This window comes from Streptomyces sp. E11-3 (genome assembly GCF_046540415.1).
Lineage (GTDB): Bacteria > Actinomycetota > Actinomycetes > Streptomycetales > Streptomycetaceae > Streptomyces.
Window position 1 is genome coordinate 1,828,988 of the sequence record NZ_JAZGRL010000002.1, and the last position, 14,373, is coordinate 1,843,360.

Here is a 14,373-nt window from a genome sequence, read left to right on the forward strand (position 1 = left end):
GCCGCACCCCCCACCCCGGTCAGCGCGGCCACCGCCCGCGGCTACCTCGCCCAGCTGACCGTGAAGGCCGAGGGCTCGACCAGCGGCTACAGCCGCAGCCTGTTCCCGCACTGGAGCACCCAGTACGGCACCTGCAACACCCGCGAGGTCGTCCTTGAGCGTGACGGCCAGAACGTCGTACAGGCCGACAACTGCTCGGCGGTCAGCGGCCGTTGGTACTCCGCGTTCGACGGCGCCACCTGGTACGCCGCGTCCGACGTCGACATCGACCACATCGTGCCGCTCGCCGAGGCCTGGCGCTCCGGCGCGAGCAAATGGACCACCAGCAAGCGGAAGCAGTTCGCCAACGACCTGACCCGCCCGCAGCTGATCGCCGTCACCGACAACGTCAACCAGTCCAAGGGCGACAGGGACCCGGCCGAGTGGATGCCGCCGCGCACCGCGTACCACTGCATGTACGCCCGTATGTGGGTGCACACGAAGTACTACTGGAACCTGACCGTGGACTCCGCCGAGAAGAGCGCCCTGCAGGCCACGCTCAACGCCTGCTGACGCGGGCTCACGCGAGCTGACGCGGGCTCACCGGAACCGCTCCGCCCTCCTCCGTCGTTCCGTACCGTACGGGGCTACGGAAGAGGGTGATCGCCATGGCACGGCTGCGCCTGGGACCGCTGCTGAGGTACGTCGACCGGGCGGCCGCGACCGTCTGGGTCGAGGCGGGGCGGCCGTGCACCGCCGCGGTGCGCTGCGCGGACGGCGCGGGCGGTGAGTCCCGTACCTTCCAGGTCGGCGGACACCACTACGCGCTGATCCCGGTGACCGGCCTCACGCCGGGCACCGAGACCGCGTACGAGGTCCTGCTCGACGGCCGCCGCGTATGGCCGCTCGACGACCCCGCCCTGCCGCGCTTCCCACCGTCCACCATCCGCACCCCGGCCGACCCGGCCGACGCGCTGCGGATCTCCTTCGGGTCCTGCCGGTGGGCGATCTCACCCACCGGCCGCAGGGACCCGATGGGCCCCGACGCGCTGGACACCCTGGCCGTACGGCTGGCCACCGAACCGGATGCCGAGCGTCCTGACGTCCTGGTGCTCCTCGGCGACCAGGTGTACGCGGACATGGTGTCGCGGGCGACCCGCCACCGGCTCGCCGCCCGCCGCGACCTGCGCGAACCACCGGGCGCCCAGGTCGCGGACTACGAGGAGTACTGCGCGCTCTACGACGAGTCCTGGCGCGACCCCGAGGTGCGCTGGCTGCTCTCCACCGTGCCCAGCTGCATGATCTTCGACGACCATGACGTGATCGACGACTGGCACACCAGCGCCGCCTGGCTGGCCGAGATGCGGGCCACGCCCTGGTGGAACGAGCGCGTGGTGAGCGGTCTGATGTCGTACTGGGTGTACCAGCACCTGGGCAACCTGCCGCCGGACGAACTGGCCGCCGACCCGGTGTACGCGGCCGTGCGCGCGAGCCCGGACGGCACCGAGGCGCTGCGCGCCTTCGCCGCCAAGGCCGCGCACGCCCCCGAGAGCAGCCGCTGGAGCTACCGCCGCGACTTCGGCCGGGTCCGGCTGCTGATGGTCGACACCCGCGTCGGGCGCGTACTGGAGGAGTCGCGGCGCGCGATGCTGGACGCGGACGAGGAGGGGTGGCTGCGCGAGCAGGCGCTGGACGGCCCCGGTTCGTACGACCACCTGCTGATCGGTACCTCGCTGCCCTGGCTGCTGCCGCATCTGATCCACGACGCCGAGGCGTGGAGTGCCGCGCTGACCCGTGGCGAACGCGGCGGGCGCTGGGCGCGGCTCGCCGAGGACCTGCGCAGACGCGCCGACCTCGAACACTGGCCGGCGTTCCCGGCGTCGTTCGACGCGCTCACCGCGCTGATCGCTCAGGCCGGGAGCGGTCCGCGGCCACCGGCCTCGGTCTGTGTGCTGTCCGGGGACGTGCATCACGCGTACATCGCCGAACCCACGTGGCGCAGCGGCCTCGAACCCACCGCCCGCGTACTCCAACTGACCTGCTCCCCGCTGCACAACTCCATCCCGGCCGTGGTCCGGCTCGGCTTCCGCTTCGGCTGGAGCCGGGCCGGACGTGCGCTCGGGCGGCGCTTCGCCCGCCATGGGCGCACCGGCCAGGCCGCCGTCGACTGGGAGCGGACGGGCGGCCCCTGGTTCGGCAACCAGCTGATGACCCTCACCCTGCGCGGACGGGACGCGACCCTGCGTCTGGACCGGGCGCAGGCGGTACGGGGCGGGGGCGCGCGGCTGCGGACAGTACGGGAGCTGACCATCACCCGAGGGACACGGACGTAGCCGGATTTCACCACCCCGAAATAATGTTGAACTTGCAAGCACCTCTTAGGTCTGCCTAACCTGTGGACCCCGCTCGGTTTTCCGCTCCCGGAGCCGAGGGAGCCCGCGCGCTGCCCGCACACCCTCGACCAAAGGGCTATGTGGACTGCTTAGCCTGCGCGCTCCTGGCCGGTTTCCCGTCCCCAGAACCGAAGGAGTCCCCGCCATGACCGAACGTCTCAACAACGCCCAGCCGTACGCCATCGGCCTGTTCCGGATCGTCGTCGGACTGCTCTTCGCCTGCCACGGCGCCGCCTCGCTCTTCGGGTGGTTCGGCGGCGCGATGGGCGGCGGCACCGTCGAGACCGGCAGCTGGCCCGGCTGGTACGCGGCCGTGATCCAACTCGTCGGCGGCGGCCTGGTCATGCTCGGCCTCGGCACCCGCGCCGCCGCGTTCGTCGCCTCCGGTTCGATGGCGTACGCGTACTTCGACGTACACCAGCCGGAGGCGCTGTGGCCCCTGCAGAACGGCGGCGAGGCCTCGGCGATGTTCTGCTGGGCCTTCCTGCTGCTGGTCTTCACCGGGTCCGGCGCGCTCGGCCTGGACCGGCTGTTCGCGCGCGACACGGCCGCGGGCGCGGGCGTCTCGGGCACGGGCGTCTCGGGCGCCGAGGGCGTCAGGACCCCGGAAGCGGCTCGGTAAGGCACAGGCACAGACAGAGACGCAGACAGAGACAGAGACAGAGACAGAGGCGCATCAACCGGTCGTTCCGTGCCGCCCGTTGACGGCACGGGACGGCCGACGCCGTTTCACCCGGCCCTGCGCTCGGGATATTTCCGCCGCACGGCACTCCGGAGCGTACGGCCGGGTGAACGCTCGGCGGCGCACACATGACCCCCATGATTCACTGCCGCACCCGTGGGCGTACGCTGCATGGCTGACCACCAGGCCGCCCCTGACGCTCCCCTGCGACTCGAGGCTTGTGCCTTTAAGAACCGGGGAGTCAACGGGTGCTCGAGAGTGTGGGGACGCTGACCGGCAGCCCATGGATCTACGCCATTGTGGCGGTTTCCATCCTCTTCGACGTGTTTCTGCCGATGCTGCCGAGCGGGCTGCTGGTGATCACCGCGGCCACCGCGGCAGCGGCCGGCACCGGGGCCGCGGGGCGGATGGCCGCGCACGAGGTCCCCGACATCCTGGCGCTCGGCCTGTGCGCCGCGACCGCGTCCGTGCTCGGCGACCTCGTCGCCTACCGGCTCGCCCGGCGCGGCGGCGCCCGGTTCGACCGCGTCATCGCCCGCTCCCGGCGACTCACCGCCGCCCAGGAGCGGCTCGGCTCAGCGCTCGCGCGGGGCGGCGGCATCCTCGTCATCATCGCGCGCTTCGCCCCGGCCGGGCGCTCGGTGGTCTCGCTTGGCTCGGGCGCGGCGCACCGCACGGTACGGGAGTTCCTGCCCTGGTCCGTGCTCGCGGGCGTGATCTGGGCTGCGTACAGCGTCGGCATGGGCTACCTCGGCGGCCAGTGGCTGGGCGCCACCTGGCTGGCCACGGGCGTCTCGCTGCTCGCGCTGCTCGCGGCGGGGTCCCTGGCGGCGTACTTGATGCGCAGGCGCCCGGCGACGGCCGACTAGGGGGCGTCCCGGAGAGACGCCCCCTAGCGCCTCGCACTAGCTCTTCGCCGCGCCCCTGACCTCCAGATCCTGGAGCAGTTCACGGGTCGCGTCGGCGACGCCGTCCACGGCGCGGTCGAAGACCTCGCGGTTGTGCGCGGCGGGCGCGCGGAAGCCGGACACCTTCCGTACGTACTGCAGCGCGGCGGCGCGGATCTCGTCCTCGGTGGCCTCCTCGGGGAGCGCGGGCGGGCGGAGGGTCTTGATGCTGCGGCACATACCCCCAGTCTGCCGCCCGCCCGGCGCTCATACACACGTTCGCATGAACCACACAGGTCGGCTCTCGCATCCCTAAATCGAACAGACGTAGCATTGCCGCGTGGCGTCGACCGATGATTTCCCCAGCGACCTCGTCGCGGGCCAACAGGAACTGCACCAGGTCAGGGCCGAGCTCCTGGCCTTACTCAAGCGACTGCCCTGGTCCGTCGAGCCTCTCGACGGCTTCAGCGACACAGGCGGCTGGCGCAGGGTGGAGCGCCCCGCCTCGCCCGGCTGGACGGCGGACGAGCAGGCCGAGGTCGAGAAACTCCGTGAACGCGAGCGCGAGCTGGCGGTGTTCGTCACCTGCCATCGGTACTGGAAGGACTTCAGTGGCCCGGAGGCGGTGGACGCGCGTATGCGTCTGAAACACAGGCACGAGGAGGCCGGCCCCGACGCTGGGGACGGCCCCGCCACAGAGGCGTAGCCGGGCGGTGGGGTCAGGTGCGCGCGGGGGGTGCCGCCCCGCGCTCGGGAGCTGCCGCACCGCGCTCCGGGGGCGCCGCGCCGTCCTCGTCAGCCTCCGGCATCTGTTCGACCGCCGCGAGCGCCTCCGTCAGCCAGGCGGTCCAGAAGGTCTCCAGCTGGATGCCGCCGCGCAGGACGAGATGGCGCAGCCGGTCCTCGACCGCGTCCGGCACCACCGGGAAGTGCCGCCCCTCGATCCCGGTGTACTCCGCCAACTGCGCCTGATGCAGCCCGAGGTGGCGGCGCAGCTCGGCCTTGAGCCCCTGCGGTCCGACCACGCCCGCCGCACGCATCCGCAACAGCAGCGGGTCGCGGATCTGCTTGGGGTCCTCGGTCCTGGCCACCCACGCGGTCAGCTCATCGCGCCCCGCGGGCAGTACCTCGTACTCCTTCTTCTGCCCGCGCGTCGGCTGCGCCGAGGGCAGCGCACGGATCAGTCCGGCGGCCTCCAGCTTCCCCAGCTCGCGGTAGATCTGCTGGTGGGTGGCCGACCAGAAGTAGCCGATCGACTTGTCGAAGCGGCGGGTCAGCTCCAGCCCTGAGGAGGGCTTTTCCAGCAGGGCGGTGAGGATCGCGTACGGGAGGGACATGTCCGCATCCTAGGGAAGAGGGGAGGGGGGAGGGGGCTCCCGGGCTCCCCCCTCCAGAGGCCCGGGAAGCCCCCCGACCCGGCCGGGCTCAGATCGCCGCGGCCAGCTCCGTGCCCTGCCGTACGGCCCGCTTCGCGTCGAGCTCCGCCGCGACATCCGCGCCGCCGATGACATGCACCGTCTGCCCGGCCGTGTGCAGCGCGTCGTACAGCTCGCGGCGCGGCTCCTGCCCGGAGCAGAGCACGACCGTGTCCACCTCCAGGACCTCGGCGCGCCCGTCGGCGTGGGTGAGGTGCAGCCCCGCGTCGTCGATGCGGTCGTAACTGACGCCCGCCAGCATGGTCACCCCGCGGTGCCGCAGTTCGGTGCGGTGGATCCAGCCGGTCGTCTTGCCGAGGCCCGCGCCGACCTTGCTGGTCTTGCGCTGCAGCAGGTGGACCCGGCGCGGCGGCGCGGGCCGCTCGGGCGCGCGCAGCCCGCCGCGCTCCTGGTACGCGGTGTCCACGCCCCACTGCCGGAAGTACGTCTCGGCGTCCAGGCTCGCCTTGTCGCCGCCGTCCGTGAGGTACTCCGCGACATCGAAGCCGATCCCGCCCGCGCCGACGATCGCGACCCGCTCCCCCACCGCGGCGCCGCCTTGCAGCACGTCGAGGTAGCTGAGCACGCGGGGGTGGTCGACGCCGGGGATCTCCGGCGTCCTGGGGGTCACGCCCGTAGCGAGCACGATCTCGTCGTACGGTGCGCCGAAGGTGCCGTCCGTGAGCGTCTCGGCGCTGACCCGGGTGTTCAACCGTACGTCGACACCCTTGAGTTCAAGCTGCGTACGGAAGTACCTGACCGTCTCGTCGAACTCCTCCTTGCCCGGAATCCGCCGTGCGATGTTGAGCTGCCCGCCGACGTCACCGGCCGCGTCGAAGAGGGTCACCTCGTGCCCGCGTTCGGCCGCCGATACAGCGAAGGCGAGACCCGCGGGGCCCGCGCCCACGACGCCGATCCGCTTGCGGCGGCGCCGTACGCCGTCGACCGGTACCAGCACCAGCTCGGTCTCGTGGCAGGCGCGCGGGTTCACCAGACAGGAGGTGATCTTGCCGCTGAAGGTGTGGTCCAGGCAGGCCTGGTTGCAGCCGATGCAGGTGTTGATGGCGTCGGCCTGGCCGTCCTTCGCCTTGGCGACGAACTCGGGGTCGGCGAGGAAGGGCCGTGCCATCGACACCAGGTCGGCGTTCCCGTCGGCGAGCACCTGCTCGGCGACCTCGGGGGTGTTGATGCGGTTGCTGGTCACCAGCGGGATCGACACCGCGCCCATGACCTTCTTGGTAACCCAGGTGTACGCGCCGCGCGGCACCGACGTCACGATGGTCGGAATCCGCGCCTCGTGCCAGCCGATACCGGTGTTGATGAGGGTGGCACCGGCCGCCTCGATCGCCTTGGCGAGGGTGATCACTTCTTCCAGCGACGAGCCACCCGGCATCAGGTCCAGCATCGAGAGCCGGTAGATCAGGATGAAGTCGGGACCGAGCCGCTCCCGCGTACGCCGCACGATCTCCACGGGCAGCCGCATGCGGTTCTCGTACGAGCCGCCCCAGCGGTCATCGCGCTGGTTGGTCACCGCGGCCACGAACTCGTTGATCAGGTAGCCCTCGGAGCCCATGATCTCGACGCCGTCGTACCCGGCGCGCTTGGCCAGCTCGGCCGTGCGGACGAAGTCCTCGATGGTCTGCTCGACCTCGTCGTCCGTCAAGGCGCGCGGGACGAAGGGGCTGATCGGCGCCTGGAGGGCGCTCGGGGCGACCAGGTCCTGGTGGTACGCGTACCGCCCGAAGTGCAGGATCTGCAGCGCGATCCGGCCGCCCTCGCGGTGCACGGCCTCGGTGACGACGGCGTGCTGCTCGGCCTCGGCCTCACAGGTCAGCTTGGCGCCGCCGTCGTAGGGGCGGCCGGCGTCGTTGGGCGCGATGCCGCCGGTGACGATGAGCCCGACGCCGCCGCGGGCGCGCTCGGCGTAGAACGCGGCCATCCGCTCGAAGCCGCGCTCGGCCTCTTCGAGGCCGATGTGCATCGATCCCATGATCACCCGGTTGGGCAGTGTGGTGAAGCCCAGGTCGAGCGGGCTCAGCAGATGCGGGTACGGGCCTTGGGGGTGCGGGCTCTGGCTCATCCGGGGTCTCCTCGCGGCGGTGTCTTCACCCTTGTTCTAGACCACGCACCCCTCATTGTGCAACAAGTTGCAAAACATGTGACGACTGTCGCTCGCGGCGACTGCGGCGTGGATCTCGTCAGCCGCGGGTGACGGCCTCGCCTCCGACATACCCGAGGTCGACGGGCACGGCGGGCGGGCCGTTCCTGCGCACCCCGGCGAGCAGCTCGGGCAGCTGCGGCGGCCACAGCGGCTCGGCGTCGTCGGCCGCGAGGTCCTCCGGGGACCACCACCGCCAGCGCAGGATCCTGTCCTCCGCGTGCGCGGCGGCCACGTCCGCGGTCAGGTCCCGGTGGGGCCCGTACGCGAGGAAGATGTGCTCATGCTGGCGGACGGGGACCCCGGCCCTGGTGAAGTCGTGCTCCCACAGACACAGCACCGCCCCGTCCAGCGCGATGTCCTCCCACCCGGTCTCCTCCCGCAGCTCCCGCGCAGCCGCGCGCAACGGCGTCTCCCCCGGGTCCATGCCCCCGCCGGGCATCGCCCAGTGGACGCCGACCTCCTCGTTGTCGTACCGGAACATGAAGACGGACCCGTCGGGGTCCAGGACCGCAACTCGGGCCGCCTGCCTGGGAATACGCATTGACCCAGCCTGCCACGCCGGTGAGATCATCCGCCTGGCAGGGGCAGTCCGACGCGGAGGGTGCGGCAGTGACGAAAGCGACGTATGTGAGGTTCCAGGGGACGGCACGCAGTCCGCGCGGCTACTTCCCCGGCATCTTCGTCCTGGCGAACGGGCTCGCGCGCGAGGGGCGCCTGAACGACGAGCAGTACCGCTTCTGGCGGGCCAACAACGACTGGTACGACGCCAACTACACCAACCCCTCGGACGTCGACCCCACCGTCTACGACCGCGAACTCCACCCAGGCGCCGTCGCCTGGTTCAAGTCCTCGGCGCAGGAGCTCATCGGCCGCGTGGACGGCTACCTGGAGATCCTCGCCGCCCACGGGGTGGGCTGTGAGCGACTGGAGTCGACGGAGGCGCCCGGGAGGATCGTCTACGAGGACGAGCACCAGGTCGTGGTGGTCTCCCAGGAAGACCACGAGGGCGCCAGGGCGATGCGGGCATGAGTGTGCCGGAGCGGACCATCCTTGCCACCTCCGGTGGGCACCGGGTTGGTGGGCGGACCATGGTGGCCTTCGACTCGTTGGTGCATCACGCTGTCGAGTTGTCCGGGGTGCAGGGGCGGCGGCCCCGGATCATGTACGTGGGGACGGCGATCGGGGATGCCGAGCACTTCACCGCGCGGATGGGTGAGAGCCTGTCTGAACCCCCGTCGTCCGCGCGGAGCGCGGGCGCAGCGCCCGCCGCGAAGCGGCTGATGTCCCGGCGGTGCGTGGCCTCGGCGTGCGGCGTTGCAGGTCATGAATGGGGTCTCCCCTGCTCAGGGGGGCACCGCCCGCTCGAGCGGAGCCGAGAGCTTGGGGAAGGAGCCACCTGTCCTGCAACGCCGTGCGGCGAGAGTGCGTGCCGGGCGTCGGGGCGCAGGCGGGGTTCAGAAACAGGCTCTCAGGCCGCGCGGGTCGCCGGGTTTGATCTGGCGCCGTTGCATCTGTTCCCCATGCCGAACGTCGAGGACGTCGAGGGCGCCGTGCTGGAGCAGGACGTCGTCTGGGTGATGGGCGGCTCGGTGGCGAATCTGCTGGCCGTGTGGCGCGTCCACAGGGTCGACGCGATCCTCCGGCGCGCCTGGGAGGCCGGTGTGGTGCTCAGTGGGGTCAGCGCGGGCTCGATCTGCTGGTTCCAGGGCGGGCCGACCGACTCCTTCGGCCCCGAACTGCGGCCACTGACCAACGCGTTGGGGATGCTGCCGTACGGCAACGGCGTGCACTACGACAGCGACGCAGGGCGCCGCCCACTGGTGCACCGACTCGTCGCGGACGGCACGCTGCCCGAGACGCACTGCACGGACGACGGCGTCGGCCTGGTCTACCGGGGGACGGAGCTCGTCGAGACGCTCACGGAGCGGGTGGGCAAGGGCGCGTACGTCGTCACGCGCGAGGGGGACACGGCCGTCGAGGAGCGTGTCGAACCGCGTCGGCTGCCCGAGTCGCGGCGCTGACGGGGACGCCGCGGCTACCGCCCAAGCGGCCCCGGTCGGCCGCGTAGGCGGTGTCTCCCCGGCCCGCCGGACAGGCCTAAGCGCAGGGCGGTGGTTCGCCATCGGCCGGTACGAACTGCATCGTGGGCATCCCGGCGGCCCGGAAGTAGGCACTGTCCGGACCATTCAGGGTCATGTACCCAGCGAGCTTCAGGCCCGTCTCCGCGGACGGCTCCCCCTTCACCTGCTCGGCACCGAGGGACACGGAGTCGATGACCCACCAACGGCCTCCGAACTCCGCCCACTTGATCCCGCAGTGCGTAGCGATGTCGTACGGATACGGCTTGTGCCGCTTCGGCTTGCCCGGCCCCTTCCGCCACTCGTCCTTCGAGACGGTGCGGGCGGGCAGGGTGGGGCCGGCGTCCCCCTCCTCAGTCGAGCCGTCGGACAGGAACGAGCAGCCGGAGAGCAGCAGGGTGGCGCCCAGGAGCAGGACGGCGGCTCGGCTCGTCGACATATTCACGATATTCACGCGTCTCGTTCTCATGCGCCTCAGATGCCGCGGGCACGCGTTTGGTTCCCCTCACCTCTCCCCCGCTCCCGTCACCCCTCTCACTCCCGCACACCCAGAACAGCGATTCGCACTAATATTCGAACACTGCCTATGGTGGTAGTGAGGCCATCGGGACACGGGATGGCTACGGGATACCGGAGGAGGACATGTGAGCAGGGACAGGAGGTGCGTATGCCGTCGTTTACGCACCTGCGTGCCGCCTCCGGGTTCTCCGCCCGGTACGGCGCCTCGCACCCGCGGCAACTGGCCGAGCGGGCCGCCGAGCGCGGGATGGCCGCCCTCGCACTGACCGACCGGGACGGCGTCAGCGGCGCGGTACGGTTCGCCCTGGCCTGCGCGGAGGCGAGCGTGCGCCCGGTGTTCGGGGTGGACCTGGCCGTACCGGACGCGCTGCCGCAGGCCGGTCCCGCCCCTCGGGTACGGCAGCCGGCGCGGGGCGGAGCGCAGGTGGACGAGTCAGCGCCGCGTGCGGTGTTCCTGGCGCGCGAGGGCGCGGCCGGGTGGGCCGGGCTGTGCCGCCTGGTCACCGCCGCGCACGCGGCGCATGAGGGCGAAAGGCGGGTGCCCCGGCTGGACTGGGCGGGCCTCGACGCCGCCACAGGCAGCGGTACGGGCAGCGGTACGGACAGCGGGCTGACCGTACTGCTCGGCGCGGACTCCGAAGTGGCCCGCGCCCTGTCCGCCGGGCGCACGGACCGCGCGGCCAAGCTGCTCGCCCCCTGGCGGGAGCGCTTCGGGGACGGGCTGCGGCTTGAGGTGGTGTGCCATGGGCGGGCCGGTACCGGCGCGGGCTCGGTGCGGCTCGCGGCCCGGATGTTCGCCTTCGCGGCCGAGCACGGCGTACGGGCCGTACTGAGCAACGCGGTCCGGTACGCCGACCCCGGCCAGCGCAGGCTGGCGGACGTCCTGGACGCCGCCCGGCTGCTGCGCCCGGTCCCCGTACGCCGCACCGAACTGCTGGACGGTGGCGAGCGCTGGCTGAAGGACCCGGCCGCGATGGCGCGAATCGCCGACGAGGTGGTCCAGGCGGCCGGTGAGCGGCGCGCCGCCGCGTCGGCGCTGCTGGCCGAGACCGAGCGGACCGCCGCCGAGTGCCAGGTCGACCCGGCCCGCGACCTGGGTATCGGCGGGGTGCACTTCCCCGAACCGGAGCTGGTCACCACGGCGGGCCGCAGCGCGGAGCGCACCCTGCGCTCGTACTGCGCGGCCGGGATGATCCAGCGCCGCTACGACCACAAGGAGGCGTACTGGGAGCGGCTGACCGCGGAGCTGGACACCATCGAACGGCTCGGCTACGCCTCGTACTTCCTGACCGTCGCGCAGGTGGTGGAGGACGTCCGGGCACGGGGCATCCGGGTCGCGGCCCGTGGCTCGGGAGCGGGTTCGCTGGTCAACCATCTGCTGGGGATCGCCCAGGCCGACCCCGTCGAGCACGGCCTGCTGATGGAGCGCTTCCTGTCGGTGCGCCGCCAGGCGCTGCCGGACATCGACATCGATGTGGAGTCCGCGCGCCGGATCGAGGTCTACCGCGCGATCATCGACCGGTTCGGCACCGAGCGGGTCGCCACCGTCGCGATGCCCGAGACCTACCGGGTGCGGCACGCGATCCGGGACACCGGGCTCGCCCTGGGCCTGGCACCGGCCGACGTGGACCGGATCGCGAAGTCCTTCCCGCACATCCGGGCCAGGGACGCGCGGGCGGCGATGGCCGAGCTGCCGGAGCTGCGCGAGGTCGCCGCCGAGGCGCGGGCCGGGCGGCACGGGGTGCTGTGGGAGCTGGTCGAGGGCCTGGACGGGCTGGTGCGCGGGATGGCCATGCACCCGTGCGGGGTGCTGCTCTCGGACTCCTCGCTGCTGTCCCGTACGCCGGTACTGCCGACCAGCGGCGAGCAGCTGCCCATGTCCCAGTTCGACAAGGACGACGTGGAGCACCTGGGGCTGCTGAAGCTCGACGTCCTGGGCGTACGGATGCAGTCGGTGCTGGCCCACGCGGCCGACGAGGTCGAACGGGTCACCGGGCGGGAGCTGGACCTGGACGACCCCGAGCAGGTGCCGCCCGGCGACCCGGACACGTACGAGCTGATCCGGTCCTCGCGGACGCTGGGCGCCTTCCAGATCGAGAGTCCGGGGCAGCGGGACCTGATCGGGCGGCTGCAGCCGGCGTCGTTCCACGACCTGGTGGTGGACATCAGCCTGTTCCGGCCAGGCCCGGTGGCCGCGGACATGGTGCGGCCGTTCATCGACGCCCGGCACGGGCGCCGGGCGGTGCGCTATCCGCATCCGGACCTGGAGCCCGTGCTGGCTCAGACGTACGGCGTGGTGGTCTTCCACGAGCAGATCATCGAGATCCTGAGCATCATGACCGGCTGCGACCGGGCCCGCGCGGACGAGGCGCGGCGCGCCCTGGCGGACGCCGGGCGGCAGCCGCGGGTGCGGGCCTGGTTCCTGGAGCGGGCGGCGGCCCGCGGGTACCGGCCCGATGTGCTGGAACGCACCTGGGAGATCGTCGAGGCGTTCGGCGCGTACGGGTTCTGCAAGGCGCACGCGGTGGCGTTCGCCGTGCCCACGTACCAGTCCGCGTGGCTCAAGGCGCACCATCCCGCGGCCTTCTTCGCCGGGATCCTCACGCATGATCCCGGTATGTATCCCAAGCGGGCCCTGCTCGCCGACGCACGGCGGTGCGGGGTCGCGATCCTGCCGCTGGACGTCAATCGGTCGGCGGCCGCTTATCGAATCGAACTGGTGTCTGAAAGTAAGGAAGTCGAGCCGGTGCTCGGGGTGCGGCTGGCGCTGTCCGAGGTGCGCGGAATCAGTGAGGCCGAGACCGCCCGGATGGTGGCCGGACAGCCGTACTCCTCGCTGGGCGACTGGTGGCAGCGCGCCCGCCCCAGCCTGCCGGTGGCCGAACGCCTGGCCCGCACGGGCGCATTGGACTCCTTGGACTCTTCCGGCTCCCTTGGCGGCAATCGACGCGATCTGCTCCTGCACCTCACCGAACTGCACCGCGGGCAGCGCGCGAACGGCGCCCACGAGGGCCAGCTCCCGCTCGCCGAGAACGCGCACCCGACCCCGGCCGGGCTGCCCGACCTCGACCCCGGTGAACGGCTCGGCGCGGAGCTGGAGGCGCTGGGTATGGACGCGTCCCGGCACCTCATGGACGACCACCGGGCGCTGCTACGGGAGTTGGGCGCCCTGACGGCCGAGCGGCTGCGGAGCGCCGAGCACGATGACACCGTGCTGGTCGCCGGGGCCAAGACCGCCACCCAGACCCCGCCGGTCCGCTCCGGCAAGCGGATCATCTTCGTCACCCTGGACGACGGGAGCGGCCTGGCGGACCTGGCGTTCTTCGAGGACAGCCACGCCGCCTGCGCGCACACCGTCTTCCACAGCTTCCTGCTGCTGGTACGCGGCACCGTCCAGCGGCGCGGGCCGCGCAGCCTCACCGTGGTCGGGGAGATGGCCTGGGACCTGGCCGAACTCGCCGCGCTGCACCGCGAGGGCGGTATGGCGGCGGTCGCCGACCGGCTGGCCAGGCCCGCACCGCAGGCGCGGGCCGAGCCGGAGACCGAGGCGCCGTCCGAGCCCCAGGCCGCCGACGCGGGCGGCCGCCGTATCCAGATGTCCACCGGCTACCAGATGCACCCCTGGGCCGACCTCAGGCCCGCGGGCGACCCGAGCCCCAGCGGCCGCAAGCTGTGGCACTCAAGCCCCGGGAGCGCCGGATGAACAGATCCCCTGAACTCGCCGTGCCCGTACACCACATCCTGTACGTGCACTTCACCACCGCCACCGGGGCCCCTCCCGGCGAGCGGCGCTACCCGACCCTGCTCGCCCTCCTGGCCGACATCACCCCCACCGTGCAGGCGCTTCCCCCGGACGCGGCCCTGGCCGACGTGGGCGGCAGCCTGCGCTACTTCCACCGCACCGCCACCGACCTCGCCGCCCTGCTGCGCGCCCGCGCCCTCGCCCACCACGGCGTGGACGCCACCGTCGGCGTCGCCTCCAGCGTGCTGCTCGCCCGGATCGCCGCGTACGACGGACCACCGGGCGCCGTCCGCACCGCACCCACCGCACCCGACGCCGTCGCCGCCTATCTGGCCCACCGCCCGGTGGCCGCACTGCCCGGCATCGGCCCCGCCACCGCCCGCACCCTGTGCCACTACGGCCTGGACAGCGTCGGCCGGCTCGCCGCCGCCGGGCCCACGACCCTGCAGCGCATCCTCGGCGCCCCCACCGCCCGCCGGGTCCGGAAACTGGCCCGCGGCATCGACCCCACCCCCGT

Annotated in this window: 12 protein-coding genes and 3 pseudogenes; 10 read left to right on the top strand and 5 right to left on the bottom strand. The window is 72.3% G+C overall.

The features are described from left to right. From U9R90_RS27370 to U9R90_RS27385, 4 genes are all read left to right on the top strand, one after another. Positions 1 to 552 (top strand): HNH endonuclease family protein (locus U9R90_RS27370; protein ID WP_411059350.1); only part of this gene is annotated, 552 nt, incomplete at its 5' end. Positions 553 to 647: 95 nt separating this feature from the next. Further along, a complete protein-coding gene (locus U9R90_RS27375; RefSeq protein ID WP_411059351.1) occupies positions 648 to 2,312 on the top strand; it encodes an alkaline phosphatase D family protein in 1,665 nt (554 codons plus the stop codon). Positions 2,313 to 2,517: 205 nt separating this feature from the next. Beyond that, a complete protein-coding gene (locus tag U9R90_RS27380; RefSeq protein WP_411059352.1) occupies positions 2,518 to 2,994 on the top strand; it encodes a DoxX family protein in 477 nt (158 codons plus the stop codon). Between the two features lie 308 nt (positions 2,995 to 3,302). Then, positions 3,303 to 3,923 carry a DedA family protein gene (locus U9R90_RS27385; protein WP_411059353.1) on the top strand — a complete coding sequence of 207 codons (621 nt, stop codon included), beginning with the start codon at positions 3,303 to 3,305 and terminating at the stop codon, positions 3,921 to 3,923. 36 nt (positions 3,924 to 3,959) lie between these two features. Here U9R90_RS27385 and U9R90_RS27390 read toward each other — a convergent pair whose 3' ends face one another. Beyond that, entirely contained in the window at positions 3,960 to 4,181 is a 222-nt protein-coding gene (locus U9R90_RS27390; protein ID WP_411059354.1) for a DUF2277 domain-containing protein, read from the bottom strand. A gap of 100 nt (positions 4,182 to 4,281) precedes the next feature. Between U9R90_RS27390 and U9R90_RS27395 the strand changes: the two genes are divergently transcribed. Then, on the top strand, positions 4,282 to 4,647 hold the full coding sequence (locus U9R90_RS27395; protein WP_411059355.1) for a hypothetical protein: 366 nt from the start codon (positions 4,282 to 4,284) through the stop codon (positions 4,645 to 4,647). A gap of 13 nt (positions 4,648 to 4,660) precedes the next feature. On the opposite strand, the gene U9R90_RS27400 is transcribed toward U9R90_RS27395, so the two are convergent. The 3 genes from U9R90_RS27400 to U9R90_RS27410 form a co-directional block, all read right to left on the bottom strand. Continuing rightward, on the bottom strand, positions 4,661 to 5,278 hold the full coding sequence (locus U9R90_RS27400; RefSeq protein ID WP_411059356.1) for a PadR family transcriptional regulator: 618 nt from the start codon (positions 5,276 to 5,278) through the stop codon (positions 4,661 to 4,663). A gap of 88 nt (positions 5,279 to 5,366) precedes the next feature. Next, the gene (locus tag U9R90_RS27405; RefSeq protein WP_411059357.1) at positions 5,367 to 7,436 is read right to left on the bottom strand and encodes an FAD-dependent oxidoreductase; all 2,070 of its coding nucleotides are present in this window, start codon (positions 7,434 to 7,436) and stop codon (positions 5,367 to 5,369) included. 118 nt (positions 7,437 to 7,554) lie between these two features. After that, entirely contained in the window at positions 7,555 to 8,058 is a 504-nt protein-coding gene (locus U9R90_RS27410; RefSeq protein WP_411059358.1) for an NUDIX hydrolase, read from the bottom strand. Positions 8,059 to 8,126: 68 nt separating this feature from the next. On the opposite strand from U9R90_RS27410, the gene U9R90_RS27415 reads away from it, so the two are divergent. From U9R90_RS27415 to U9R90_RS27425, 3 genes and pseudogenes are all read left to right on the top strand, one after another. Continuing rightward, positions 8,127 to 8,546, top strand: a complete 420-nt coding sequence (locus U9R90_RS27415; protein WP_411059359.1) for a hypothetical protein — start codon at positions 8,127 to 8,129, stop codon at positions 8,544 to 8,546. Further along, positions 8,543 to 8,728 (top strand): annotated as a pseudogene (locus U9R90_RS27420) (peptidase E); the annotation flags it as partial. The gene U9R90_RS27415 and the pseudogene U9R90_RS27420, both read left to right, overlap by 4 nt. A gap of 255 nt (positions 8,729 to 8,983) precedes the next feature. Further along, positions 8,984 to 9,538 (top strand): annotated as a pseudogene (locus U9R90_RS27425) (Type 1 glutamine amidotransferase-like domain-containing protein); the annotation flags it as partial. A 76-nt stretch (positions 9,539 to 9,614) separates the two neighbouring features. Here the strand turns inward: U9R90_RS27425 and U9R90_RS27430 are convergent. Continuing rightward, entirely contained in the window at positions 9,615 to 10,034 is a 420-nt protein-coding gene (locus tag U9R90_RS27430) for a hypothetical protein (protein WP_411059360.1), read from the bottom strand. 228 nt (positions 10,035 to 10,262) lie between these two features. Between U9R90_RS27430 and U9R90_RS27435 the strand changes: the two genes are divergently transcribed. Next, on the top strand, positions 10,263 to 13,817 hold the full coding sequence (locus U9R90_RS27435; RefSeq protein WP_411059361.1) for a DNA polymerase III subunit alpha: 3,555 nt from the start codon (positions 10,263 to 10,265) through the stop codon (positions 13,815 to 13,817). Continuing rightward, positions 13,814 to 14,373, top strand: a pseudogene (locus tag U9R90_RS27440) (helix-hairpin-helix domain-containing protein); the annotation flags it as partial. The gene U9R90_RS27435 and the pseudogene U9R90_RS27440, both read left to right, overlap by 4 nt.